The 25,516-nt window shown below is 38.0% G+C and carries 24 protein-coding genes and 1 pseudogene; 6 read left to right on the plus strand and 19 right to left on the minus strand.

What is annotated here, in order from left to right:
* The first annotated feature begins 120 nt into the window (after positions 1–120).
* The 3 genes from nudE (at position 121) to FGD67_RS14260 (ending at position 2,177) form a co-directional block, all read left to right on the plus strand.
* On the plus strand, positions 121–675 hold the full coding sequence (gene nudE, locus FGD67_RS14250) for an ADP compounds hydrolase NudE (RefSeq protein ID WP_257171789.1): 555 nt from the start codon (positions 121–123) through the stop codon (positions 673–675).
* Positions 675–1,502, plus strand: coding sequence for a 3'(2'),5'-bisphosphate nucleotidase CysQ (gene cysQ, locus FGD67_RS14255; RefSeq protein ID WP_257171790.1), 828 nt, complete (start codon positions 675–677; stop codon positions 1,500–1,502). The genes nudE and cysQ overlap by 1 nt, the downstream gene beginning before the upstream one ends.
* 90 nt (positions 1,503–1,592) lie before the next feature.
* Positions 1,593–2,177: a YceI family protein gene (locus FGD67_RS14260; protein WP_257171791.1), complete on the plus strand. Its 585-nt coding sequence runs from the start codon at positions 1,593–1,595 to the stop codon at positions 2,175–2,177.
* A 45-nt stretch (positions 2,178–2,222) separates the two neighbouring features.
* Here FGD67_RS14260 and FGD67_RS14265 read toward each other — a convergent pair whose 3' ends face one another.
* The 4 genes from FGD67_RS14265 to FGD67_RS21930 form a co-directional block, all read right to left on the minus strand.
* Positions 2,223–2,462, minus strand: coding sequence for a YheU family protein (locus FGD67_RS14265; protein WP_257171792.1), 240 nt, complete (start codon positions 2,460–2,462; stop codon positions 2,223–2,225).
* Entirely contained in the window at positions 2,459–3,430 is a 972-nt protein-coding gene (locus FGD67_RS14270; protein ID WP_257171793.1) for a hydrolase, read from the minus strand. Before FGD67_RS14270 ends, FGD67_RS14265 begins: the two co-directional genes overlap by 4 nt.
* A 640-nt stretch (positions 3,431–4,070) precedes the next feature.
* A complete protein-coding gene (locus FGD67_RS14275) occupies positions 4,071–4,202 on the minus strand; it encodes a DUF3149 domain-containing protein (RefSeq protein WP_257171794.1) in 132 nt (43 codons plus the stop codon).
* 142 nt (positions 4,203–4,344) lie between these two features.
* Positions 4,345–4,566 (minus strand): hypothetical protein, encoded by a 222-nt coding sequence (locus tag FGD67_RS21930; protein ID WP_257171795.1) that lies wholly within the window; start codon positions 4,564–4,566, stop codon positions 4,345–4,347.
* Here FGD67_RS21930 and FGD67_RS14285 point away from each other — a divergent pair.
* A pseudogene (locus FGD67_RS14285) lies at positions 4,563–4,781 on the plus strand (LytTR family DNA-binding domain-containing protein); the annotation flags it as partial. The gene FGD67_RS21930 and the pseudogene FGD67_RS14285 sit on opposite strands and share 4 nt — an antisense overlap.
* A 205-nt stretch (positions 4,782–4,986) precedes the next feature.
* On the opposite strand, the gene FGD67_RS14290 reads toward FGD67_RS14285, so the two are convergent.
* Together FGD67_RS14290 and FGD67_RS14295 are read right to left on the minus strand one after the other, a co-directional pair.
* Complete coding sequence (locus tag FGD67_RS14290) at positions 4,987–5,709, minus strand: tetratricopeptide repeat protein (protein ID WP_257171797.1); 723 nt, start codon at positions 5,707–5,709, stop codon at positions 4,987–4,989.
* Positions 5,710–5,797: 88 nt separating this feature from the next.
* The gene (locus FGD67_RS14295) at positions 5,798–7,696 is read right to left on the minus strand and encodes an ATP-binding cassette domain-containing protein (protein WP_257171798.1); all 1,899 of its coding nucleotides are present in this window, start codon (positions 7,694–7,696) and stop codon (positions 5,798–5,800) included.
* Between the two features lie 129 nt (positions 7,697–7,825).
* On the opposite strand from FGD67_RS14295, the gene FGD67_RS14300 reads away from it, so the two are divergent.
* Positions 7,826–8,020 carry a YheV family putative zinc ribbon protein gene (locus FGD67_RS14300; RefSeq protein WP_257171799.1) on the plus strand — a complete coding sequence of 65 codons (195 nt, stop codon included), beginning with the start codon at positions 7,826–7,828 and terminating at the stop codon, positions 8,018–8,020.
* Positions 8,021–8,287: 267 nt separating this feature from the next.
* Here the strand turns inward: FGD67_RS14300 and FGD67_RS14305 are convergent, their stop codons facing one another.
* The 7 genes from FGD67_RS14305 to FGD67_RS14335 all read right to left on the minus strand — a co-directional run bounded on the left by FGD67_RS14305 (position 8,288) and on the right by FGD67_RS14335 (position 13,783).
* Positions 8,288–8,818 carry a hypothetical protein gene (locus tag FGD67_RS14305; protein WP_257171800.1) on the minus strand — a complete coding sequence of 177 codons (531 nt, stop codon included), beginning with the start codon at positions 8,816–8,818 and terminating at the stop codon, positions 8,288–8,290.
* Positions 8,819–8,992: 174 nt separating this feature from the next.
* On the minus strand, positions 8,993–10,267 hold the full coding sequence (locus FGD67_RS14310) for a YHYH protein (protein WP_257171801.1): 1,275 nt from the start codon (positions 10,265–10,267) through the stop codon (positions 8,993–8,995).
* Between the two features lie 268 nt (positions 10,268–10,535).
* Positions 10,536–11,006, minus strand: coding sequence for a hypothetical protein (locus tag FGD67_RS14315; protein WP_257171802.1), 471 nt, complete (start codon positions 11,004–11,006; stop codon positions 10,536–10,538).
* An 11-nt stretch (positions 11,007–11,017) separates the two neighbouring features.
* On the minus strand, positions 11,018–11,305 hold the full coding sequence (locus FGD67_RS14320) for an EF-hand domain-containing protein (RefSeq protein ID WP_257171803.1): 288 nt from the start codon (positions 11,303–11,305) through the stop codon (positions 11,018–11,020).
* A 113-nt stretch (positions 11,306–11,418) separates the two neighbouring features.
* The gene (locus tag FGD67_RS14325) at positions 11,419–11,601 is read right to left on the minus strand and encodes a hypothetical protein (protein WP_257171804.1); all 183 of its coding nucleotides are present in this window, start codon (positions 11,599–11,601) and stop codon (positions 11,419–11,421) included.
* A gap of 85 nt (positions 11,602–11,686) precedes the next feature.
* Positions 11,687–12,352 (minus strand): response regulator, encoded by a 666-nt coding sequence (locus FGD67_RS14330; protein WP_257171805.1) that lies wholly within the window; start codon positions 12,350–12,352, stop codon positions 11,687–11,689.
* 9 nt (positions 12,353–12,361) lie between these two features.
* Positions 12,362–13,783, minus strand: a complete 1,422-nt coding sequence (locus FGD67_RS14335) for an ATP-binding protein (protein ID WP_257171806.1) — start codon at positions 13,781–13,783, stop codon at positions 12,362–12,364.
* A 591-nt stretch (positions 13,784–14,374) separates the two neighbouring features.
* Between FGD67_RS14335 and FGD67_RS14340 the strand changes: the two genes are divergently transcribed.
* Entirely contained in the window at positions 14,375–15,847 is a 1,473-nt protein-coding gene (locus tag FGD67_RS14340) for a CotH kinase family protein (RefSeq protein ID WP_257171807.1), read from the plus strand.
* A gap of 258 nt (positions 15,848–16,105) precedes the next feature.
* On the opposite strand, the gene FGD67_RS14345 is transcribed toward FGD67_RS14340, so the two are convergent.
* The 6 genes from FGD67_RS14345 to FGD67_RS14370 all read right to left on the minus strand — a co-directional run bounded on the left by FGD67_RS14345 (position 16,106) and on the right by FGD67_RS14370 (position 25,322).
* Positions 16,106–18,187, minus strand: a complete 2,082-nt coding sequence (locus FGD67_RS14345; protein ID WP_257171808.1) for a bifunctional diguanylate cyclase/phosphodiesterase — start codon at positions 18,185–18,187, stop codon at positions 16,106–16,108.
* Positions 18,188–18,482: 295 nt separating this feature from the next.
* Entirely contained in the window at positions 18,483–20,513 is a 2,031-nt protein-coding gene (locus FGD67_RS14350) for an LTA synthase family protein (protein ID WP_257171809.1), read from the minus strand.
* A gap of 95 nt (positions 20,514–20,608) precedes the next feature.
* Positions 20,609–20,974, minus strand: coding sequence for a diacylglycerol kinase (locus FGD67_RS14355; RefSeq protein ID WP_257171810.1), 366 nt, complete (start codon positions 20,972–20,974; stop codon positions 20,609–20,611).
* Positions 20,974–22,662: a phosphoethanolamine transferase gene (locus tag FGD67_RS14360; protein WP_257171811.1), complete on the minus strand. Its 1,689-nt coding sequence runs from the start codon at positions 22,660–22,662 to the stop codon at positions 20,974–20,976. The genes FGD67_RS14355 and FGD67_RS14360 overlap by 1 nt, the downstream gene beginning before the upstream one ends.
* A gap of 561 nt (positions 22,663–23,223) precedes the next feature.
* Positions 23,224–24,648 carry a HAMP domain-containing sensor histidine kinase gene (locus FGD67_RS14365; RefSeq protein WP_257171812.1) on the minus strand — a complete coding sequence of 475 codons (1,425 nt, stop codon included), beginning with the start codon at positions 24,646–24,648 and terminating at the stop codon, positions 23,224–23,226.
* The gene (locus tag FGD67_RS14370) at positions 24,648–25,322 is read right to left on the minus strand and encodes a response regulator transcription factor (RefSeq protein WP_257171813.1); all 675 of its coding nucleotides are present in this window, start codon (positions 25,320–25,322) and stop codon (positions 24,648–24,650) included. The genes FGD67_RS14365 and FGD67_RS14370 overlap by 1 nt, the downstream gene beginning before the upstream one ends.
* Positions 25,323–25,516 lie beyond the last annotated feature (194 nt).

Consider the following 25,516-nt stretch of genomic DNA (forward strand, 5'->3'; position numbering starts at 1 on the left):
GTTTATTATAGGATTATACCGAAGAGATTTGACTATGTATTCAAGGTTATCGTGCTATGGTTAAACTTTAGCTTTTACTTTAATGCATTCTTTTACTAAGTTGCTGCAATAAAGGGCGTTATGACAACAAAAAAAGTACTACCGCAAATTACTGCACGTAAGCAAGTAGCGAAAAGTCGCTTATTTGCTATAGAACAAATTGACCTCACTTTCAGCAATGGTGTCGAACGTGAATACGAGCGTATGCCAGGCGCGGGTCGAGGGGCTGTGATGATCGTTCCTATGCTTGATCAACATAGCATGCTGTTGGTGCGAGAATATTGTGCCGGTACTCATAGCTATGAGTTAGGTTTTCCAAAAGGTTTGATTGATGCTGGCGAAAGCGCTGCCGAAGCAGCAAATAGAGAGCTGAAAGAAGAAATTGGTTATGGCGCTGAAAACTTAACGTTTATTCAGACCGTTGCGATGGCCCCCGCATTTTTTGATGCACAAATGACTATTTTTATAGCGGATCAACTTTATGCTGAAAAACTGGAGGGTGACGAACCTGAAGCTTTAGAGGTCGTGTCTTGGTCATTAGCTGATTATCGACAGTTATTACAGCAACCAGACTTTAATGAGGCTCGAAGCCTTGCCGCATTGTTATTAGTTAAAGATCACTTGGGAGGTATTTAATGAGCCCGGAAATGTTATTGTCTGTGGCACTGGAAAGTGCAAAAAAAGCAGGACAAGAAGTCAGTCGCCACTATAAAAATGGTGATTACACCGCTGAAATAAAAGCCGATAATAGCCCAGTGACAAGCGCTGATATTGCCGCTAATGATGTTTTAATGGACGTACTGAAAACTCTCACGCCAGATATTCCTATTATTTCTGAAGAAGTTGGCGCTTTAGCACTTACAGAGCGTAGTAAGTGGTCGCGCTATTGGTTATTAGACCCGATTGATGGTACCGGTGAGTTTATTATTGGCAGTGGTGATTTTGCGGTTAATGTTGCCTTGGTGGAAAATGGTTGGCCGAGCATTGGGGTTATTCATGCTCCAGATCACCATCTAACCTATTACGGACAAAATAACTTAGGTGCTTTTAAAGAAGATAATGTCGCGAGTCATAGGATACAAGTGGCAGAATATGATGGTAAACGTCGGATCAAAGTTGCAATAAGCCGCCGACAAGATATTAACTTAATGGGCCAATATTTAAATGACGACTATGGCTATGATCGCGTTGCTTTAGGGAGTTGCTCGTTAAAGAACTGTTTAATTGCCGAAGGTGGCGCTGATTGTTACTTACGTGTCGGACCAACAGGTGAATGGGATACTGGTGCAAGCCATTGTATTATTGAACAAGCCGGTGGCAGTATTATTGATAGTGAATTTAATCCCTTAACCTATAATCAACGTGAAACGTTAATGCAGCCTGACTTTTTGTCTTTAGGGAGCAAAAATATTCCTTGGCATGATATTATTAAACCACATAGAGCTACACGCTTAATTAAATAACCTTAGGCACTGACATATCTCCCCTGACACTGCTTGTTGAAGTATCATGGGATATTGTGAGTTGCGTACATCAAAAAAATGGAGTGCTCAATGCGCCAAACAACTTTAATTTTAATAACTTTACTGGCGAGTATCATGACGAGTTTACCTGTGTTAGCAGCATGGCAACTCGATAATGAAAAGTCGCAGTTAACCTTTATGTCAGTGAAAAAATCAATGATTGCAGAAAATCATCATTTCTCAACGCTTGCCGGTAATATTGATGAGAAAGCACAGGTTAATATTAATGTCGACTTAGCTAGTGTTAACACTAATATTGTCATTCGTGATGAGCGCATGAAACAATTTGTCTTTGAAAGCAATAAATACGCTTCTGCAACGTTTAGTGCTCAGCTTGATAATACTATGCTTGCAGCCTTAAAAACGGGCGACGTTAAACAGTTAACCGTCGATGGACAAATAGACTTTCATGGCCAACAGCAAGCTGTCAGCATTAATGTCAATGTGATTAAATTGACTGAAAAACAAATGTTAGTGCATACAAGCCAACCATTTTTTATCAAAGCGGAGGCTTTTTCGCTGGTGGCTGGTATTAATAAATTAAAAGAGTTAGCCTCGTTACCGAGCATTGACTATGTTGTACCGGTCAGTTTTTCGGTGACATTTGTTCGCTAAGTTTGTTTTTATTGAATTTATAAAGGTACTGCTTCAGTGCCTTTTTTATTCTATTATTTCTTCACTGCCTTCATTAAATTGCGCTGCGGGAAGAATATTCACCGTTTCATGTAATTCAGAATAAACCAATAGTGCGGAGCCTTGTTTTAGTTGCTGATGAACTTGGCTTATTTTGTCAGTCAGAGAAACATCTTCACTGCCATATTCAGTACCTTCTCTTAGCACAAAGTTCTCGATGATGGCGTTTAAGGTCTCGGTAGGTAATTGATCTAAGGCAATAATCATAAGTATCTCGTGAAAAACTCTGGAATGCGTTGTTCAAGCCAAAATTTAGGCTTGAATGGATTACTACCGCTAATAAAGCCAACATGACCGCCACGGGCACTTATTTCAAAGGTCATCTGCTGCGGTAGCATAGTGATAGCCGTGGTATTTTTATCACATAAAAAAGGATCATCGCTGGCATGAATGATCAAACAGGGTGCGGCGATGTCTTTAAGCACATCTCTGCCACTTGAGCGTTGATAATAGTCATTCGCATCTGCAAAGCCATTGATAGGAGCGGTAATCATTTGATCAAAATCTCGAATTGATCGAATATGTTGTAAACTTTTTATATCAACACTATTCAGCAATTTAGCATCTATTTTTTTTATCGTACTGGCTTTGAGCATATCAACCAGATATTTTTGATAGACGCGAGAAAATCCTTGGTTAATTCGGTCGCAGCAGCTTGATAGGTCAAGTGGAGCACAAATAACACAAGCTGCTTGATAAGTCGTTTGTTTTTGTTCTGCTAAGTATTTTGTTAAAACGTTGCCACCTAATGAAAAGCCGACAATGGCTTTTTTCGCCTCTGGGTAATACTTAGCAAGGTGTTGGCTAAAATAGTCAACATCACAGGTTTGACCGCTATGATAAGATTTTGCCATACGGTTAGGTCGGCCGCTACAGCCACGAAAATGCATCAATACTCCTACCCAACCTTGCGCTTTAATTGCTGATAACATGCCCTTAGCGTAATGGCTATTTTTTGAGCCTTCTAAACCGTGTAAAACCGCAACAATCGGGCGAGTACATGCCGAGTTCACTTTTTCAGTCCAAGCTAAGTCAATAAAGTCACCGTCGGGTAACTCTAAGGTTTCATCGGTTGTAGTAATATTATGATGACGCCTAAAAAATTTAGCGGCAACAGTTTGCAGGTGAGGATTTTTGAGCCACCAAGCAGGGCTGAAAGAGCTTTTGGTAAACATAATGCGGTAATAGTAAATAATACAAAAAGTTATTGTACGTTAAAAGTACGCTAATGCCCATAAGTGCTATTTATACCAAATTGATTAAGTTCTTTCCCACTCAGCGAGAATTAAAAGGCTTAGCGGCACAGGTTCATAGTTCCAGACTGAACCTAAGTACCTACATCCATGCAAGGCATTGATTGAAGATAAGGGTTATTCTCGACAACTGCTCCTGCGTTGTTCTAATGACTTACATCGCTGTGAGCTCCTTGTCAAAATCAATAACGCAGTATGTAAACCTTTTAAACTCGAGCTCTAGGAGCTTTCTCGATATTCACTAACATCGTTAAATTTATTTAATGTAGAGTGACTAAACCGAAACAAATTCGCCTTGTTTTTGCACATCGAGAAGCGTTCTGAATTGGGAAGAAATTTAATCAAATTGGTATTAGTAGAAAAAACGATTTTGTATCAACAAGATGTTTTATGAAGTTAAATTAAACATTTTGTTCAATAGTATCGTTCTATCCGGCCTCGAAATATTGTAATGGCTTATTGTTAGCGCCCAGTTTGCGGCTCGATGACGAGATATTTATCTCGTCACAAGTGCTTATCACTGGTATTTAAGCAACAATATTATTTAGCTGCAGGCAATAAACTACTGCTTATCTTCACTAATGTGCTTTGCAAAGTAATAAATATAAAAGCCACCAATACCTAACAGAACAGCTAAGCCAATAAAAGAAATCAGTACAATAGGGTCGTTGAGTAGCATATCTAAAATGTTCATAACTTACTCCAAAAGATATTAAAATGGTTAATAGGGTAGATAACCATTGTAAATAATAACCCTACTTTATTTGTTGATTTAGATCACTATCATCGTCAGTTTATCTACTGAATCTCTTTGTTATATCGATAAGTTTTTTCATTTAAATCAATATCTCCAAGGCAAAGGGAATAATCAATATGGTTGCTATGGTGTCGGTAATGCGTTGACAGAGTGAATGTTTTGTTGCTTTCATTTTTAGCTCAAAGCAAGGTCTTAATACATTGATGCGTTTAATAACTTCATAGCTGAGTAAGCATGCAATGAAGGTGATTAATATCAAAATAGAGGCCTCTAGCGCAGCACCTAAATTAAACCACGTCACGTATATACCCTACGCGTGCGACATTGACACAGTTAAGTGAGCAGATAGAGGCTAAGGGTTTTTGTCGTATTCATCGCTCGCATGCGATCAATCTAAATTATGTTGAGTCAATCACCCCGTTAAGCTCTGGTGATAGCGAGGTTGAATTAACCAATGGAAAAAGCTTAAATTTATCTCGACGTTATAAAGAAAACTTCAAAGCTCGACTTGTATAACCGAAAAAGTAACCTTACGGGCTGTTAAGTGAAGGTTACTTATTATAGTCATAGCCCCTTGGCTTGCCTTGAAAAAGCGTCAATCTTTGTTGCTTAATATGTATTTGGAGCAAGCAAACATTATATGAAGCGCCTTAATTGCCAACTTTTTCAAGTGCAACATAGCTATAAAGTGAAAGATCAATAGCCCCTAAAGATCTTGGTTTTAAAGAAACCTTCTTAGTTTTAATTCTCGTTGCTCGATGATTTTACGGTGAATGGTGTCAGCTTTTTCTCGTGCAGTTTTAATTTGCTCTACAGATAATTTATACTCGTCCATATCACGACTTTTTTCCGCCGCACGATAGCCATTTTTAGCGGCAATAATATTCCAAATGTATGACATTTCGGTACTTTGAGGAAGCCCTTTACCTTCAAAGTACATTAACGCTAGGTTAAATTGCGCCAAGGCATAGTTTTGATCGGCGGCTTTTTGATACCAGCGCGAGGCTTGTAGGTAATTCCGCTCTATGCCATTGCCGTTGTAGAGCATTACGCCGAGATTAAATTGCGCACGAGGTAGATCTTTATTAGCTGCTTTTTCCATTAAGGCATAAGCAGTTTTTAGATCTTGTTTAGTCACTTCACCTTCGCTATAAAGTAAAGAAAGGTCGAATAAAGCATCAGGATAATTTTGCGCGGCGGCTAAATTAAATAATTCGAGTGCTTTTTTAGCATTTTTAATCACGCCATAACCGTTCAAATAAATTAACCCCATTTGATATTGTGCTGGTGCATATTGCTCAGCAACTAAAGGTTCAAATTCGGCAATCGCTGCTCTAAATTCACCACGGTTTAGCTCATATATGCCTTGATCTAGATCGGCACTGTACGCCGAGCTTTGAGCGAATAGCGCAATACTAAGTGCAAGTAAGATTAATTTTTTCATTATCATGTCCTATAGTCTGATGTTGTCATGATGAGATAGCGTGACAACTTAATATGCTGCGATAATTTAAGTGTAGCAACAAAACGTATTATGCTTGTGACATTATCTCTTCAATTTGTTCTTCAAGCTCAAGCCACTGCATTTCATTTTCTTCTAACGTTTGCTTAAGCTTAGCTTGATGCTTTAGTAGCTCAGTGAGTTTGCTTTTATGCTCTGCTTGATAAACATCACTATTGGCTAATTGAGCTTCAACGTCAGTTAATTCATCTTGTGCTTTTTGTACTATTTTTTCAAACTTATCTGCTTGTTTACGTAGTGGTGAGGCCTTTTTACGTAATTCAGCTTGTTCTTTGCGTTGTTGCTTTTTGTCTATTTGTGGCTCGCTGACAATTTTATTTGCTTTGACTGATTGTTTTTTATCATCATTTAACCATTGTTGATAATCATCAATGTCACCATCAAAATCTGTTACATGGCCATTAGCAACCAAGTAAAACTCATCAACACATGACTCTAATAAATATCTATCATGGGCAATAAGAATGATCGCACCGTCAAAGTCTTGTAAAGCTAACACTAAGGCCTGGCGCATTTCTAAGTCGAGATGGTTAGTGGGTTCATCGAGCAGAAGCAGCTGTGGTTTTTCTAAGACGATAAGTGCTAATACTAAACGCGCTTTCTCGCCACCAGACATAGTGCCAACTTTATCTAATGCTTGGTCGCCACTAAAGCCAAAGCGGCCTAAGAACGATCGAGCTTGTAATTCGGTGATATCAGGCTTTGCACGGGTAATATGTTCAATGGCACTGCTAGGCATATGCAATTGCTCAAGTTGATGTTGCGAAAAATAACCTACTTTTAAATCTTGTGCACAGTAACGCTCACCCTTAAGTAAGGCTAAATCACCGGCCAGTGACTTTATGAGTGTTGATTTACCGGCACCGTTACGGCCCAGTAAACCGATGCGGCTACCGGGGACTAAGGTCATGCCAACGTCTTGTAAAATAATAGCTTCATCATTATAGCCACATTGACTTTCTGTTAATGCTAATAGCGGATAAGGTAGTGTTTCAGGTTGTTCAAAATTGAAGGTAAATTGGCTATCAACATGCGCAGGCGCTAAATCAGGTAGTTTTTGCAAACGTTTTAAACGACTTTGTGCTTGTTTTGCTTTACTGGCTTTGGCACGAAAACGATCAACGAACGAGGTTAAATGGGCAACTTCTTTTTGTTGCTTTTGATATTGTGCATCTTGCTGAGCTAAATGCTCTGCACGTTGGCGTTCAAAGGCACTGTAGTTACCAGAGTATAATTTCGCGGTTTGATGCTCAATATGCAAAATTTGACCAATAACATCATCAAGAAAATCTCGATCATGAGAAATCAACACTAAAGTGCCGGTAAATCTTTTTAACCAACGCTGTAACCAAATAACGGCATCCAAATCTAAATGGTTGGTTGGTTCATCCAATAGCAATAAGTCAGCACGACTGATCAAGGCTTGCGCTAAGTTTAAGCGCATGCGCCAACCACCAGAGAACGATTTTACTGGGTTTGCTAGTTGCTCTTGCATAAAGCCTAAACCGTGTAATAACTCAGCTGAACGAGCCGGTAAGCTGTAACCATTGATGGTATCAATTTGGTTAATAATGGTCGCTTCAAGTGTACCGTTATCATCTTCGCGTGCTTGGGCCAATTTTGCCTCTAGCTGGCGGTATTCAATATCACCATCCATGACATAGTCTAAGGCTGATTGCTCTAGCGCTGGTGTTTCTTGCTTAACGGTGGCAATTTTCCAGCTTGCCGGCATGGATAGGTTACCCAAATCTGGCGGCAAGGTACCAAGTAAGCTAGCGAACAAAGACGATTTTCCACAGCCGTTCGCCCCAACAAGTCCAACCTTATGATTTGGGTGTATGGTAAAACTTGATGATTTTATGAGGTATTTTGCACCTCGGGCTAAACTTAAATCTGTAGCTGTGATCATTTATATTTACTCTTTTTAATGCAAGGCGCTATTGTCGCTTTTCCTTGGGGGGTTGTTCAAGGTAAAATAGAAACACTGAGCAGATATCTTGCTAAAACGAATTAAAAATTACCTAAAATTGAGTAAAACGTGAAAAAACGATTTATAGCTGGGGCAATTTGTCCGAAATGTAAGGCAATGGACACCATGGGATTAACCAAAGAAAATGGTGTAGAGACAGTAACCTGTGTTAGTTGTGGTCACTTAATGTCGCAACCTGAAGAACATGTGGTACAAGAAGTCAGACCGAATGAGCAGGTCATTGGTATTTTCAAACAAGAGTAAACTCGTTAACCGCTAATAACTGAGCAATAGCGTTTTTGAGCTTGTTTGTTTAGCTAGTCTACAAGTGCTGAAAGCTGAATACAGTCAGTGTTTAAGCGTATTTACATGTATTCGCATCGTATTGAACTCGTATCATAAGTCGAACTGAAGTCATATTATCAGTAGCACTAAGCAATCGACATTAATAAACCCTGATATCAAAAACGGTCATATCGAATGCTTGTTAAAGGCTATTAGCGGCCTTTAACTAGCACCTGACATGATAAGTTATTCGGAAAATAACGATACTTTTGAATTTTTCTCTGATAATTCAAAAGTATGTTTATCGCTTTTTCCTTTACGTGTAGCTGTGATGGCCAATGTATCTTCATGCTCACCTTTGCCAAAAAGACTGACTTGATACTCAAGTGCACTGTCTGCTGTAGCTAAAGTAAAACGCCCCATAACGACTAAATGTGACGAAGGCGTTTGAGGTGAATGATGAGAAGTTACAGGTGATAGCATTATGCCTTGTAATGCCAGTGGACCATTTTTATCTTTTAAAGTGATTTTGCTATGCACTGTCTTGATAATTTCCAAGCGATGTAAAGTAAACTCCGCCGCAGAAAGTTTGCCGTCATTATCATCATCAATCGCTGAAAAAGCAGAAACAGGTAACGAAATCACCATATACACCCCATCTTCAGCAACGTTTAATGTGCCTTTTTGTGCGACCATTACGTGAGCATATAAAGCCTGAGAAAATAACGTACTGATTAACATCACTGATGTGGCAAAGGTTGTTAGAGATAATTTCATCTTTAGTTTATTTCTCAATTTAATATTCAATTTCATCAAGTTATTTCCGGTAAATTATAACAATGAGTATTAAGTTCGGACTGATTTGATGTAAAAGTCAGCCCGCTTGCTGCTGTAAAATATTACGCTGATGAGAGTACTTAACAGCAATGACTCTCTTGCTAAACTAGCGAATTATGGTGGTGGCATGCCGCCAGTAACTTCTACTTCACCTTTTACACAGCGTTGAAAGTAAGGATAACTTTCTGTCGCAAAGTAGTGATAAATACCATTAGGGAATTCAGGTGTAACACCAACTCGACCATTACATTCATCTAAATCACCAGAGCCAGCAACATATTGCCAATCTTGTGCGAAGGTGCCCAACGGATATATGTCTTTCGAAGGGCGAGAGCTACTAACGTCACTGATCAGTTGATAACTACCGGTGATCAGCTTAATTGATGATGTCGCATCGCTGGCAATGCTATAGCCATAACGTGCGTAGATAGGAAAACCATCAGCAGCCCAGCCAATAATGGTCATAGTGGTGTCGCTGCCACCTTGTTTAGTGATAAAACCTTCAGGCATGCCATGGTAATGATATGCACCACCTGGTTGAACGTGGGCATTGTTGTCATCAGTACCAAAATTAAAGCTCGTTTGACCTAAGGCTTCGATACTCCAATTACCGCTGTTATCAATCAGGCTACAGTCATTGCCTGAATCATCACAACTTCCTGCCGTACCTGCATCAATTTTTACCCCATTAAGTACGTAGCCTGTTACACCACGAGGACCACCCAAGGTTGTTGCTGTTGTTGACTCAACAGGAGATAACGTTAGGCTATCAGAAACTGTTTGTGACTCAATCGCATTAGGATTATTACTATTTGGAAACTCGCCAACCTCATGATCTGGAACACCATTAGCACTTAGTAAGCGTTCGCTATCAGTACAGCTCCACTGTGTCATGCTGTCTTCAAGCACATAAATTGAATCGTTATATTCGTTATAATTGTAATCACATAAAACATTTGCCGTACTGCCATCAGAAACTTCTGAAACGATAATTTCAACACTATCGACTTCACTGTTTTCTTGATTGTCATTAACCGTTAAATGCACAACATAGCTGCCAACAACATCAGCGATAAAGGTTGGGGCAACATCACTTTCACTTGATAATATAGCTACACTATCGGTGGGAATGGTAGATAAGCTCCAAGAATACCCTAGGGTATCGCCATCTGCATCACTACTTAGCGCACCAGACAGTGTCACTGTGCTATTAATAAATACGTTTTGATCATCGCCAGCATTCGCTATTGGCGCTGTATTTGTGGCTATTGTTTCGCCACTATCGTTGTTACTATCACTGCTACCACCACAAGCGGCTAATGTAGAAAGTAATAACAAGCTTATTAGCGTTGGTTTGGTATGACGATAAGCGCTGAATTTTTGTAGCATGGCTTTTTCCTTTAAGGTTTATCACTAGGACTAGAAACTATAGTTAACTCAAGCTTAAAAGGTCAATGTGCAGGAAATGTGCAAGTAATGTGAAAGTGTTTAAAAAGATTTTAAGGGCAGTTTTTTAACGAAAATTTAGGAAGAAGCTAAGACCTAGCTAATAAGTGAGCGTTATTTTTATTATTAAAAATAACGCAACGTTTTATAGAACCGCTATTTATAAAGCGGCTACCTATAAAACGTTATGATGAATAGGTAGCCGTATTTGTTAAGCACTGGTGTTAATAATAGATTCGCTCGGCTCGATATTAAATTTATCAAAAACTTGGGCCAATATCGCTTGTTTATCTTCATCGCTGAGGTTTTCACTTTGACTAGCTGCCAAGGTTTCTTCTAAAAGTTCAGCTAGATAGTCAGCCATCGAGCTTATTTCATCGCTGCTTTGTTTTGGCGGCGGAGGCGGTGGCGGTCTGCTGCTGTCCGATGCCGCTGCGATATCACCAAGGTTTTTCGCATCAAAACCTGCACTAGACATTGCTTTCTCAAGCGCTGCTCCAGGTTGAATATCTGCTTGTGAAAACATCTCTATAATACTAAGCGCATCTTCTTCGCTTAGCTCATCAGCATTAAATTCCGCTAAGGTATCGGTGATAAAAGTCTGCTGCTCTTCCGTTAAACTTTGCTCCGATCTTGGCGGCGGTGGAGGCATAGACATACCAGAGTTAACATTATTAATCATTGCATTATTCCTTAGTCTTTTTTTTTAGCTGGCGGTTTGTGATCCTTAAATTCTGTTTCACTAATCACACCATTATTATCACTGTCGATATGAGAAAAAATTGTTTTGTGATCACCATGCGGCAATTTTTGTTGTGAAAATTCGTCAAAGTCGATTTCATTATTAGCATTAGTATCCAAAGATGAAAAAGAAGGCGGGGGGCCGGGTCTATCGTTATTACGCTCTTTTGCTTGTGCTTGATTAAATACGACCAATAGCAGCGTGACCGCTATCACCATTGTTGATTGAGTCTTCATCATTTTTGGTTAATCCTTGTGCTAAAACTAAATTCACCACAAGCTTAATAAGGGAAATCGCAAACAATGTGCAAATAAAAAGAAAGTTATTAGCCGCTACTTTTCAGCAGAGAGTTTTATATAGCTCCCTTCGGGCAAGCTGATAAAGGGTCATCTCCGGCGTTATTGATTTCGACAATGGAACAACCATTCTCGGCTCTGGCATCCTGCTTCGCTCTACCTTCACCATCCATGGTTTCGTCTTCAATCAATGCCTTGGTGCTAACCCTTTCTCGACTTGCTGAATCCTGCATCTTCAAGTGGCTTGGGTATAAATGTACTGTTGTAGGAAGGGGCTAAATCAGCAAAGGGGTTAAAGAAAAAAAGAGACTAAATTAAAAAGGGCTAGAGCACCAAGCGGTAACCGGTGCCATAAACAGATTGTACCCAATCTTTGCCATTGCTAATGTCACTGAGCTTTTTGCGTAATTTTTTTATGTGGCTATCAATTGTGCGATTGTTAACGATACGATGATCTGAATACATATTTTGCATCAGTTGTTCGCGGCTAAAAATACGTTCGGGCTTTTCCGCTAAAGGTTTTAGCAGTTGAAACTCAACAGCGGTTAGCGCGACTTCTTGATGATGAAAACTGACCGTAAGGCGATATTCATCCAATGTGATCATATCACTAGGATTTTCAATTGTTTGCGTTCGTCTTAATATCGCTTTAACTCTGGCGACCACTTCACGAGGGCTGAAAGGTTTGCAAATGTAGTCATCAGCGCCTAGCTCTAAGCCTAACAAACGATCTATTTCTTCTACTTTTGCGGTAACCATTAAAATAGGTACGTTAGAGAATTGCCTAATTTCTTTACAGAGATCGATACCATTTTTACCCGGTAGCATAATGTCGAGCAAAATAGCTTTAGGCTGATTGCTTTTAACCCAAGCAATAACGTCATCACCATGATGAATTAAATGAGGGCTAAATTCCGCCATGGTAAAATAATCGGCTAGTAAAGTAGCCAGTTTCATTTCATCTTCTACTATCAATATCGAAGGTGACATTTAATTTCCTTAAGCTAAAGGTAAGGTAATTATTAGCGCTAAACCGCCTAAACTAGAGGCCGTGGCATTAATTTTACCTTGATGTGCGATAACTATATGCTGGCAAATAGATAAACCCAAGCCAAAACCACCGGTTTCACGATTTCTAGAGTCTTCCACGCGATACAGATATTCAAATAAATGCGCTAAGTGTGCTTCATCAACGCCAATACCGTTATCTTCAATGGTTAAGGTTACGGTGCCTTTATCGTTTTCTGTTAATTGTTCGACAGTTTTATCAACCGTTAACGACACTTTAAGCTCGCTTGCACCCGAATACTTAATACAATTATTGATTATATTTTCGAACAATTGATATAAGCGAGTTTTGTCAGCATAAATGTTGGCTTCATCAACGGCTAAATCAAGTAATAGTGTTATGCCGGCATCGGCTAAATAACCACGATATTTTGTTGATTCATTTTGGATTAATGATACTAACTCTTCTGCGTGTTTACGATAACCCATACCACCGATATCAGCACTTGTTAACTGATTTAAATCGTCGATTAACCGTTGCAGGTGCTTAACTTCGTCATGAGCAGAAGCGATATTGCTCAAGGTTAATGGCCTAACTTTATCCAGCATTGCTTCTAATTCACCACGTAAAATAGCGACGGGTGTACGAAGTTCATGAGATATGTTGGCTAGCCAGCGTTTTCGTGCACTTTCATTTTTTGTTAACGTTAAGGCAAGTTCATTAAAATCACGGCTTAATTCACTGAGTTCGTCTTGTCGCTTCAGATCAATAGACTGTTGATAATCGCCTTGAGTTAACTTATGCATGCCACGGGTGATCAGCTTAATCGGTTCAACTATATGACGAGCAAGTGGTAATGTCAGCAAAGCCACTAACAGCATAACAATAAGGGCAATGAGCCATAAATACTTTTGTTGTTGCTCGATAAAATCAACTTCATAACCTTGTGTCAGTTCGTTGCGTTTAGATATAGCAACAAAGCCAATAACTTGATTATTCAACTCTATCGGTGTTTTGGTATATTCTAGCTTCGCCGGGTAACTGCCAGCAATCAATACCTCCTTACTATCGAGTAAAGCATAATGTGCTTCACGTTGAGGCGGAAATGGTGGTCTGTTGTTATTATCTAGAAGGCTTGTTGGCGGTCTACGATCAGCTAAATGTGGCGGTCTATGCGCTGGGTTTTTGAAGCCTTGCTTTCTCGGTGGTCGTGCGTTTTTCTCGATTTCAAAATCATTACCCGCCAATTTTTGATGAATTAACTGACCAAATTTATGATTTTTACCCACCATAGAACGCCAACTATTGTCGATTTCATATTCATCAGCAAGCTTAGACAATACCGGCTTTAAGGTTTCCACTTCTTTGGAAATAACATATTCGATCATGCCTTTATCTATGCTCCACTGCATCAGCGATACCAAAACGGTCACTAATATCAGGCTAAAGCTGAATAAAAACACAAATAACTTATTCTGAATTTTCATTGATAATTACTAATCTCAAAAGTAATAAAAGATGGGACTTCACGCTTGTTTGAAAGCAATGGCATTTTAGTGTAATAACACGCTGCTCTTGATAGTACGTGAACATTACAGTTATATAGCTGCATGTAAAGCCTTAACTATCGTCGTATTTCCCTTTGTTTTAGCATAACAAAACAATGTGCAAAAAATATGGATGAATAAAAAATAATGCTCGTTAAATAACCATAGTGTTTTTTGTCTTAATACTTTTATCTTAATAAATGCAGTGATATTCATTTTAGTTTAGAGGTCTACGTTGAGCTTTTAGACCGGCATTAAATAAGCGTAAATTAAACTCATCATAAACTATTTCACATTTACTCATTGTTTACCCATTTTTTGCACATTGCTTATGTAACCTTTAATGCATCAACTTGAACGGAGGTACTTAAAACTAACTTCGTTCAAATACGCCATTTAAATGCATCATTTAAATACACCACTAAAGAATTAAAGTTAACTAATAGTAGGTTTAATATGTTGAATAACTTGTCTTATCATAAATTTAATCAGACGCTAAAACAGTTGGCTTTACTGTCAACCGTTAGCTTAGCATTTACCTTATCAGGATGCGGTGGTAGTGATAGCACTGACGTAGCTGAAGTGGAAATAGTGGCAGAGGTTCCTTCTGACCCTATCAGTACTGAGATAACAGATACCGATTTTGAAACAACAGATTGGACCGATGCTACACATAGCAAAAGTGCGGAGCCAGACTTTGACGAGGTTTTTGATAATACCCAAGTTAAACGTTTCGACTTTGTTATAACGTCTGAGCGCTGGCAAAGTATGCTTGATGATATGACTGGACTGTATGGAGAATTTGGTCAACGTTCAGCGGGTGCTGGTTTAAGTGATGTTGATGAAGATCCTATTTTTGTCCCCGCTGAGGTCTATTATGACGATAAGCAATGGTATCGAGTTGGCCTTCGTTTTAAAGGTAATTCATCATTACAAACAAGTTGGCAGCAAGGAATACTTAAGCTTTCATTTAAAATGGATTTTGATGAATTCGAAGATGACTATCCACAAATTGATAACCAGCGATTTTATGGCTTTAAAAAATTCAGTTTAAAAAATAATTTCGATGACAGCTCTTTTTTACGTGAAAAGGTTGCTGCTGACGTGTTTAGAGACTCAGGCATGGCAATATCTAATACTGCTTTTTACACACTGTATGTTGATCATGGTAACGGACCGGAATATTTTGGCTTATACACCTTAATAGAAGAAATAGACGATACCGTGCTTGAAACACAGTTTGCTGATGACAATGGTAATTTATACAAGCCAGAAGACAGTGGCGCCGATTTTGTTGACGGTAGTTTTAATGAAGAAAACTTTACCAAGAAAACCAATGAAGACGACGAAGATTGGTCAGATATCATTGCGCTTTTTGATGCCTTGCATGCAGAAACAAGAACCACGGCACCAGATACATGGCGAGAAAACCTTGAAGCGGTTTTTGATGTCGATGTTTTTTTACACTATTTAGCGGTGAATGGCATCATACAAAACTGGGATACCTATGGCCGTATGACACATAACTATTATCTTTATAATAACCCAGAAACAGCAAAGCTAACCTGGATCCCTTGGGATAATAATGAAGCGCTACAAGAGGGTAAAATGTCAGGCGCCCTAGATCTTGATTTTTCTAATCTTGATAGTGTTAGCTGGCCATTAATTGCCAAGCTGTATGCTGATGATGTTTATAGAGCACGCTACAACGAATATGTATTGGCAGCTATAGGCGGCGCTTTTGAAACGAATACGATGCAAGCCGCTTATGACAGTTACGCTGCATTGGTAGCACCTTATGCAACAACAGAGCTATCAGGATATTCATTTTTAAATAGTGAAAGCGATTTCTATCAAGCGATTGAACAGTTAAAAGAACATGCAGAGAGACGTGCACAAGCAGTTGAAACCTATTTAGATAGCCAGTAGTTGTTAATGATTACGTTGTTGTCTTTAGTTTCAATGTAAAGATTAAGCTCAAGTGGTAAAATACCGTTTAGTTGTTGAGTTTAGTTATTAGATAAAGCCTTAACAGTAATGTTAAGGCTTTTTATCAAAGAACTTGTAAAACTAGCATCAGGGTAGCACGCCCCAAGTGGGCGGTATTCACGCCAACATAATATGGGCATTTATAAGTGTAATTACATAAGTAATTGCTTTGTAGCGGTTGGGCATTTTAAATACCAATTATTGATAATAACGTGCTGAAAACTCAAGTAACTGCATGGCGGGTATCGGCTTACTAAAATAGTATCCTTGTATGAAGTCACAATCTAAATCTCGCAGTAATAGTAATTGTTCTTTCGTTTCAACACCCTCAGCAACAACTGTTAATCCTAAACTATGTGACATGGCGATGGTTGCTTTTACTAAGTTGTAATCAGCTTCATTTAACGTGATGCCATTGATAAAGCTGCGATCAATTTTAAGGACATCAAATGGATACTGCCTGAGGTAACTTAATGATGAATAACCAGTACCAAAATCATCCATTGATAACTTTATCCCAAGCTCATTAATTTGCTCTAACGCTTGGTGTATATATGATTGGCCACTCATTAACACCCCTTCAGTAACTTCAAGCTCTAAATATTTACTGCTGATATTGCTCTCGCGTAAGGTGTTTTCTATAAAACTGAGTAATCCCATATCTCTGAATTGACGAGGTGATAAATTAACCGCCATAGTATATTGCTGTTGATCTGCATTTTGCCATTGAGTTAAAAAGTTTAATGCTTGCCTCATAACATATTGACCAATAGGTACAATGAGGCCGGTATGTTCCGCGATTGGAATAAATTCTTCTGGGGTTATATGACCGAGTTTAGGATTATACCAACGCAGTAAAGCCTCTGCGCCAATAATATTTTCATTTTTGGCATCAAACTGAGCTTGATAATGTAATTCAAACTCATTACGTTCGAGTGCACCATGCATTTGTTCTTCAATTTTAAAGCGTCGTTGCATGCTGGTATTCATTTCTTTAGTGAAAAATGAATAGGTATTACGTCCTAGTGCTTTTGCTTGATACATTGCGGTATCGGCATTGCGCAGTAAGTCAGAAGCGCAAGTACCATTCTTAGGATATATAGCAATACCAATACTCATGGTTAATATTAACTCTCGACCACCAATTTTAAACGGCTCTCTAAAAGCTTTAAGTAAATTTTCCGCAATAGCTAAAGCATTATGATGTTCAGTTAGCCCTCTTAGTAAGATAATAAATTCATCACCGCCTAAGCGTCCGACAGTATCTTCTTTGCGTAAGACTTGCTGTAGTCGAGCTGCTGACTCTATCAAGAGTTTATCGCCTATTTCGTGGCCTAATGAATCATTGGCTTTCTTGAAGTCATCTAAATCCAGAAACAGCACCACAGCTTTTTCATTATTTCGCTCTGCTTCAATCAGTATTTGCGATAAGCGATCGAGTGCTAAAAAACGATTTGGTAATAAAGTTAAGCTGTCATAATAGGCTTGATGACGGATCAACTCGGCCGATTTATGTTGCTCGGTAATATCACGAACTATCACCATCACTTGTTTATATTTTGCTAGATGGCTAATTCTTGCCTCAAAGTATCCTAAGCCATGTGGCATAGATAGCTCATATTCAAAACATGTCATTGTTTCTTGTTGTATGGTTTTCCTGATATGACTTTTAAACTGGTTGGCAATTTTTTCAGGTAATACCTCCGTCATATTTTTGCCGATAAATTCATTTGCTGAAATGTAAAGGTTATTTTTGTTATTGGCATGATAATCAAGAATGGTGCCATCAGCTTCCATCAAAAAAAATAAATCAGGAATGGCTTCAAAGATAGTTTCAAGCATATGCTCTTTAAATAGTGCTTGTGCCTGTGCTTGTCTTACATCCGTTAGGTCAATATCAATACAGTACATTTGCTTGTTGTTATATTGATTTGTGAACATGACATGGCTTGAAAAAACCGATATTTCATGACCATTTTTTTTACGTAGCGTGATCTCAGCTGCTGGTATCTCTATGTCTTTTGTTATCCAATTATGGTGTGCATTAACCACTATTTTACGCAATTTTTCAGGGATAATTAGGTCTTCTATTTTCTCCCCTCTCGCTTGCTCTTTACTATAACCATAAAGCAACTCACTGCCTTTATTCCAATAGATCACACGTCGTTGCTCATCATATCCTTGTACAGAAATAGCACGTACTGCATCAAATAGTTGGTGCAGTGGATCATTGATAACATATTGATGAGTTAACATTTTGCAAACTTTACTTGAGCCCATTAAGCGAGATCCAATAATTACATTATGATTACCTTAATAGTAGTCATAAAGAATTAATTTAGCACGGCTGAATTTAATTCCTAGAATTATTATTTTATTTTACAATTGCTTAGGGTTTTCTTGGGCTTGTTGGTATTTTAGCTAATCCATAATTTTTGATTGTTTTTTCATCGCATTATGCGCTAGCAATAAAATATTAACCTTGGTGATATCAGGCTAGCTGATGCTTATAAGCAGACCATAATTGCAAGCATCTTAATCAACTATAGCCTTAAGCAATAATCGTTTTAATCCGCTACTGTGTGATAGGTGTTATTGAACTATTTTGTGCGCTAGCTGCCAGATCGAAACGTAAGGCTTGGCCCGATGGATACCATTTTTTCTCGTAAGCTAAGCAGCCCCAGAGTACGTGAGCTAAGGCTACTTTCTCTTGTTGAGAGTTTAATGTCGTTGGCGTTAATTGATGAGTGCTAGGGCTGTAATTAAAAGCTAAGGGCGCTTTATCTGGGCGTAAAATGGTAACATTGTCATTTTTCATATAAGCAAAGTTATCTGCATATTGCATCATGGCTCTTCCTGCTGCTTGTTTGTTATTCAGATCATGGCCGAGCATTGGCGATATGTTTTCAATACCAATTAATGATAATAAGGTCGGGGCTAAATCGATTTGGCTCACTACTCTTTCGTCAAGGATATTCTCTTTGCCTGAATTGAGAATAATGCCGGGAATATGAAAGTTATTAATCGGCACTAAATCACTACCAGATGCTCTAGCGTCATGGTCAGCAACAATCAGGAATACGGTATCCTGCCAGTATGCTTGTGTTTTAGCTTTGGCAATAAATTTACCTAAGGCATAATCTGCGTATTGAATAGCTTTATGGCGAGCTAATTCTTTTGCATCGTATTTGTCGAGTTGTGCTTGGGTATAATTGATAGGCGTAATAACAGCTTCTGGAATTTCGAAAGGATCATGATTACTTGATGAAAAAATAAAACTGAAAAAAGGTTTATCTGCACTATGTAGTTTATTGAGCTCTACGTTTGCTTGATTAAATAAATCTTCATCACTGGCGCCCCAAGAGGCAACAAATTTAGGTTTTTCGATATCATCAAAATCGACAATGTCGTTAAAGCCGTTACCTAAAAAGAAACTTTTCATATTATCAAAGTGGCTTTCACCACCATAAATAAATTGGGTGCTATAGTTATTGTCTTTTAATAGACTTGCGATGGTAAAAAAATTCTGTTGAGATTTACCTAACTTAACAACGGCTCTTGCAGGCGTTGGAGTAAAACCTGTAATGACCGCTTCTATTCCTCGCACTGATCGCGTACCTGTGGCGTATAAATTTTTAAAGGCCCAACCGTCATTATTTAATTTATCTATTTCGGGTGTTAATGCTATGCCCCCTAAAGAGGATACAAATTGTGCGCCTAAACTTTCTTCTAAGATGATAACTAGGTTTTTCGCTTTGCCTTGATAAACAGGTAAACGTTTATTTAATGACGGTAGATCTGAAAGAATAAACGATTGGGGATCTAGTTGTGTTTCAGTTTGAATAATATCAATGAGGTCTTTCTCATTCATTTTTCCGTATAACTTAGCGGCGTTTTCTTCATCACCAAATTGTTTATAAGCATGCGCAACGCTGTAAATAGAATTAAGCGTTAGTGAATTTATCAATGGATCGGTTGAGAAGTAGACTAATGAAGGATTAATGGGACGATGTCCAGCTGTGCCTCTGGCAAAAGCAAAAAGTACAATAACCAGAAGACAAGAAGAAATAACCGATGGCGCTATTTTACTTTTTCCTACTGGCTGATAACGCTTGAATAGCTTGTGACTTAATTGCCAAAATACTTTACTGGTGAATATCAGTAATGAAATAACAATAATTAGGGTAACTAGGTGGCCATTGAAAAGCATTTTTATGACTTCATTCGGGTAGGCCAGATACTCAATAAATAATCGATTGGGACGAAAGCCATATTCAGTAATAAAAGCAGGTGTTGCTAGTTCAAAAAACAAAACACTAATAAAAATAATCGTAAATATACATTTAAGTAAAGTTAGCCACAGTGCGGATAACTTGTCGTTAAGCATCGCCCAAGGATGTATTAAAGCAGGAATTACTAACAAGTAGCCAATGGTACTTAAGTCAATTCTCAAGCCATTAAACAATAATGTTAGTAAGCTTCCCGTGTTTGTTATTCGTTCAAATTGCCAAAAGCTAAAACCAAGCCTTGAAACAAATAAAGTGATCACTAATATCAAAATGAATAGCAAAAATGGTCGTAGAAGATAAATTATTGAAGTAAGCATTGTCGTTTGGTATTAGTAATGAAACACAATGCTTACTTTAAATAACCAACCTTAAGACTTACTTAAGATAAACTGAAATAAAGCTAATGAGGGGGTTAAAATAATATTATTAGCCATATTATCATGGCGATAACCATACTGATGAGCACAGCAGCCGAGCCTAAATCTTTTGCTAATCCTGACAAGGGATGAATCTCCAATCCTACCCGATCAACCACGGCCTCAATAGCGGTATTGAGCACTTCGGTAAAAATGATAAAGACAATCGCCAGCACAAGTATTAACTGCTCAGTGCTACTAATATCAAAAAGAAAACTAATTGGCACGGATAAACACAGTAAAAGTAACTCTTGTTTAAACGCTGACTCATGTTGATATAACCATTTAAAAGCCCGAAAAGAATTTAATGACGCTAAGTAAATACGTTTTATGCCTTTGGGCTTATCTTTGTTGTTAAACACTAGTTTAAAATCTCCAAATTTTGTGAGTTAACTGTGGTGGTTCGGGCAATTGCCGATAGTGACTTACAGTGAATAAATGAATCTTTATCATTGATATAGGCTCTCGACTGAATTGACATAATACTGAGCAGAGTATCAAAAACATTATCGTGAGTTAGTGGCGCATCCGACATTTGAGCGAGGCAACTTAAACTAAAATCGGTCTGCTGCTTATCATTCCAATAAATCATTGGGATATGTGTTTGCTCTTCCGGGGAAAATGCATAGGGTAGGCCGTGTAAATAAACCCCTTTCTCTCCCAGAGATTCACCGTGATCTGAAATATATAATACTGACGTTTCCATTGCTTGCTCTTCGGCTAATGTTGCCATCTCAGTAATGACTTTTGATAGTACAAAATCAGTATAAGCGATAGTATTATCATAGGTATTTACCAGTTCTTCATGTGTGCAATTTTGAATATCGCTACGTTGACAGTCGGGGGTAAATATTCGCTTATCTTTAGGATAGCGTTTAAAATATGTCGGGCCATGAGAGCCAATCATATGCAGCACTATTAAGGTATTGTCCTGAGTAATATTTTTAAGCTTAGCCCTTAAGGGCTTTAGTAGAGCCTCATCGTAACAATACTCTCCGTCGCATAACGGGTTTGATATATCGGTTGCTATTTGTTCGCTTTTGACACGAGTACAAACCCCTTTGCAGCTGCCATTATTATTACTTATCCACAAAACATCAGCACCTGCCAAACGAATAATATCAACGACATTTTGCTGGGCTGTTGCGATACGCTTGTCATAATTACTCTTATCTAAGCGTGAAAACATACACGGCACTGAAACTGCAGTGGCTGTGCCACAAGAGGTCATATTTGAAAAAGACACAACGCCTTGTTTCTCAGTATATTGATTAGTCTCTTTCGGATAGCCATTGAGTGAAAAACTCATCGCTCGAGCGGTTTCTCCTAATACCATAACAGTAACATGTTTTTTATTATTTCCCCGTATAATCGAAGGGTTAGTGTCTAAGACTTGAAACTTTAATGGTGGATAAAAGTAATGATTCCTTATAAATTTGTAAGAAGAATCTATCATTTTATATGGGATGATATAACCGGCAATATCTTTGTTATTTCGACCGACAGAGGCATAGTTGGAATAGAATACAATGGCCACTAAAAATGCAAATGCGAGGCTGGCACTGAGCAGCTTTACACGGCTAAATAATTCTTGTAAAAATGGTTTGTAGGTCAGCTTTATAGAATAAATTAGCCAACAAGGGATGGCGGCAAAAATAATAAAAAAGCCCAGTGCGTAAAAGTTTACATAGCTTAGAGCTTCCGCTGTATCGGTTTCAAAGGTGTTTTGCACCATACCGTAGTCAAACACAATACCATAAGTAACAGTGGCATAAAATATTAGGGCTGACACTGTCACTGTCAGTATTAATATTGGCTTGGTTATCCATCTAAAAGCAAGCAAGCCATGTAAAAGTAGCATTAAGCTCAAGAGAAAAAACGGCAAAGAAATTAAGAAAAATATATTGTAGTTTTCTAGTGCGGCTATCGCTGTCGATGCTCTGGTGAGAAAGGGTAAATTTAATATTAATGCTAAATAGCTACAAGTAGCGAATAATAACTGATTGGTAGTTAAGGTTTTCTGATTAAAAAACTGCATGACTTTGTTCATTTTTCGTCACTCGAAAACAAGTCTGTGCTTATAACTGTAAGCGCAGCATAGCTGAGTCTGCTATGTGATAACCATAGCTTTACTGGCTTTTCTAGTTTGCTTGTTGCGAGCAGTAAGGTTTTAGCGCGGCGGAGCAGATATATAGCCGTCATCAGTGTATTGGCAAAAATATTATGAAATTTAATGGTCATAAAAACACCTCAAAGTAAGTGTTTCTATGTTATTGAATTAAGCTTAAGATTTGCTTAGCATAAGCTGATAAGTCGCCTAAATTCGCTTGAGAATTAACTTAAGATAGTTAATTAACAGCAACTTTGAATAAGCAAAGTTGCGCAATAATACCAATTTTACTAAGTTTCTGAGTGTGAACAAACTTAATAAACTTGGTATAAGCTATTATCGACTTTGTCAGTGCTGGCTTGCTGGCGATAGTGAGCGGTTGAATACGCAACTCGGGTTAAAGAGCTGTAAAGTTATCATTATTGTGGTGCTTTCATTTGTTAAAGGTATGTTGCTAATGAATATACCTTGTTAATTCGAAAGAGTGTTCACTGTTAATTGTTATATGATGATGGTAAAAGTAAGTTGATTTTTTGAGGTTAAATTTATCTTTATTTCGGCATTAATTTTTTCGCAATAAGATTTAACTATCGCTAGTCCTAAACCATATCGTTGTGAAGAGGTTCTTGATTGATCTTTTTGCCACAAGGGTTCAAAAAATTGCGCTAGATCTTGTTCCGTGTATTGATAAATACTGGTATTTGAAATACTCAATTTTACCTGTTCTGTATCATCATCTACATTGACTAATATACAGATTTGGCTTTTGGCAGGACTGTAATGTAAAGCATTACTGAGCAAATTAGTTAATACGGTTTCAAGTGCAAATTCATTGGTGCGTATGCTTTCAACCTCAGGACTTACTATTAATGAAACATCACGCTTTGTCTTGTTTTCTCGTTGTAAGATAGCATTAATAAAGCTTGCGATAGGAATAGCACTCTTTGTTAGTTCAGCATTATTGGTACTTTTTTGCAGTAATAAAATACTACTAACAATACTTTTAAGTCGTTCTGAAATATTCAAAACATCGGAGGTAAAAGTTGCCGATATTTGTTTTTCATCAGGAAATTTAATGGCGACTTCACTTAAGTTGATCAGCTCAGCAATCGGTGTTTTTAGTTCGTGAGCGATATCAGAACTCATTCTTTTTTCTCTAGCATACAAAATTTTATTTTCACTAAGAAAATGATTAATACCGCCCGCGATAGGCATTAACTCTTCTGGTAAATTATCAGTATTTATAGCATCAATGTCCGAATTGAGATTAATAGATTTTATCTCATCGTTTAGGCTATCAAGTGGCGTTAATCCGCGCTCTACCACTTTATATACGATAAATCGGACAGCAAATACGGTTGAGAGGGAAGATAAAATAAAAATAATATCAACAAACCAAAGTGTTTGATTTAGACTTTCATTACTGACCGCATAAGCTAACATCATAGGTTTTTGTTGTTTGGTAAAAGCGCCGACTGAAGCGGCAAACTCTTTTCTACTATCGCTGTCTATTTGCGGTATAAATTTTGTTGAAATCATTCTACCTGAACGACCATCAGGCAAGGTGATGTTGATAATCTTTGAGCTATGTAGAGCCACCTCAATCAGAGGGAGGTTATTAACGTCAAATAAAGTTAATGTTTTTGAACGCTCGAAAACTTTATTGTCGTACCATAACTGAAAATACTCAGGATCGATTGCACCGGAAAACTCAGGCATAAACTCATCAGCAAAATCAAAATCTATTTTTTTATTATCTTCATTTACTAAGGTAGTTAGTAGATGCAATTTATTACTCATTGCTCTATCAAACTCTTGACTGATCCAGGTATCTACACTGAGATCAGTGGCTAAGAGTATCGATACTAATAATACCGAAACAGAAATAGACAGATAGCGACTTAGCCTTTTTTTAATAGAATACATTAGTTATTTTCCACAAAATACCCAAAACCACGCTTTGTTTTTATCGGTAAATCGTAGCCTAACGCGCGAGTCTTTTTTCGTGTTGTTGATAAGTGTGCTTCAATAGAGTTTTTCGCGACAGCATCATATTGCCCCGCTAAATACTCACTCAGCTTTTCTGGACAAATAACCTTACCTTGATTAGAGAATAAACATTCCACTAGCTTGTATTCGTTAGGGGTTAAGTTAGCGTCTTTGCCATCACAATGTAATTGTTTTAAGTGTAGATCTAAAGAAAATGGTCCAACAGTAATGGTGGTGCTATTAATATTTAAGCTGCCACGTCTCATTAAGCATAATAAGCGTACGTGTAGTTCATCAAAAGAGAACGGCTTAGTGAGGTAGTCATCGGCACCGTTTAATAGGCCTTCTATTTTATCTTCAGTTAAATCCCTCGCAGATAAAATAAGTACACGCATATCTTTATTGGCTTTCCTAATGGCTTTTAAAATAGCGGTACCATCAACTGAAGGCAGCATAAGATCTAAAATGAGTAGTGAGTAATCACCTGCAAGTGCCATACTCAATCCTTCAGAGCCGTCACCGGTATCGTCAACGGTAAAACCAAGGTTAGACAGCCCTATTTTCAGACTTCTTCGAAGCGAAGTTGAATCTTCAATGATCAGTATTTTCAAGGTGAATCCAATAACATTTTCAGCTTAATATCATTAACATAACAAACTAAACTTAAGAATAGCTGATTTTTTGCTGAAAGAATGACGTAACTAAGTAAATTTTTAACATAAGATCTTGAGTAATTAAAGCTAATGTTTAGCGTGGGGTCTTTGATTTAGCCAAGTAAATAGCGCATAGGCCAGAACCGAGTAGC

This window comes from Colwellia sp. M166, from assembly GCF_024585285.1.
GTDB lineage: Bacteria > Pseudomonadota > Gammaproteobacteria > Enterobacterales > Alteromonadaceae > Cognaticolwellia.

Coding starts and splice junctions, on each gene's coding strand:
- nudE (WP_257171789.1), top strand. CDS start 121: ATGACAACAAAAAAAGTACTACCGCAAATTACTGCACGTAAGCAAGTA.
- cysQ (WP_257171790.1), top strand. CDS start 675: ATGAGCCCGGAAATGTTATTGTCTGTGGCACTGGAAAGTGCAAAAAAA.
- FGD67_RS14260 (WP_257171791.1), top strand. CDS start 1,593: ATGCGCCAAACAACTTTAATTTTAATAACTTTACTGGCGAGTATCATG.
- FGD67_RS14265 (WP_257171792.1), bottom strand. CDS start 2,462: ATGATTATTGCCTTAGATCAATTACCTACCGAGACCTTAAACGCCATC.
- FGD67_RS14270 (WP_257171793.1), bottom strand. CDS start 3,430: ATGTTTACCAAAAGCTCTTTCAGCCCTGCTTGGTGGCTCAAAAATCCT.
- FGD67_RS14275 (WP_257171794.1), bottom strand. CDS start 4,202: ATGAACATTTTAGATATGCTACTCAACGACCCTATTGTACTGATTTCT.
- FGD67_RS14290 (WP_257171797.1), bottom strand. CDS start 5,709: ATGAAAAAATTAATCTTACTTGCACTTAGTATTGCGCTATTCGCTCAA.
- FGD67_RS14295 (WP_257171798.1), bottom strand. CDS start 7,696: ATGATCACAGCTACAGATTTAAGTTTAGCCCGAGGTGCAAAATACCTC.
- FGD67_RS14305 (WP_257171800.1), bottom strand. CDS start 8,818: ATGAAATTATCTCTAACAACCTTTGCCACATCAGTGATGTTAATCAGT.
- FGD67_RS14310 (WP_257171801.1), bottom strand. CDS start 10,267: ATGCTACAAAAATTCAGCGCTTATCGTCATACCAAACCAACGCTAATA.
- FGD67_RS14315 (WP_257171802.1), bottom strand. CDS start 11,006: ATGATTAATAATGTTAACTCTGGTATGTCTATGCCTCCACCGCCGCCA.
- FGD67_RS14320 (WP_257171803.1), bottom strand. CDS start 11,305: ATGATGAAGACTCAATCAACAATGGTGATAGCGGTCACGCTGCTATTG.
- FGD67_RS14330 (WP_257171805.1), bottom strand. CDS start 12,352: ATGTCACCTTCGATATTGATAGTAGAAGATGAAATGAAACTGGCTACT.
- FGD67_RS14335 (WP_257171806.1), bottom strand. CDS start 13,783: ATGCAGTGGAGCATAGATAAAGGCATGATCGAATATGTTATTTCCAAA.
- FGD67_RS14340 (WP_257171807.1), top strand. CDS start 14,375: ATGTTGAATAACTTGTCTTATCATAAATTTAATCAGACGCTAAAACAG.
- FGD67_RS14345 (WP_257171808.1), bottom strand. CDS start 18,187: ATGGGCTCAAGTAAAGTTTGCAAAATGTTAACTCATCAATATGTTATC.
- FGD67_RS14350 (WP_257171809.1), bottom strand. CDS start 20,513: ATGCTTACTTCAATAATTTATCTTCTACGACCATTTTTGCTATTCATT.
- FGD67_RS14360 (WP_257171811.1), bottom strand. CDS start 22,662: ATGAACAAAGTCATGCAGTTTTTTAATCAGAAAACCTTAACTACCAAT.
- FGD67_RS14365 (WP_257171812.1), bottom strand. CDS start 24,648: ATGTATTCTATTAAAAAAAGGCTAAGTCGCTATCTGTCTATTTCTGTT.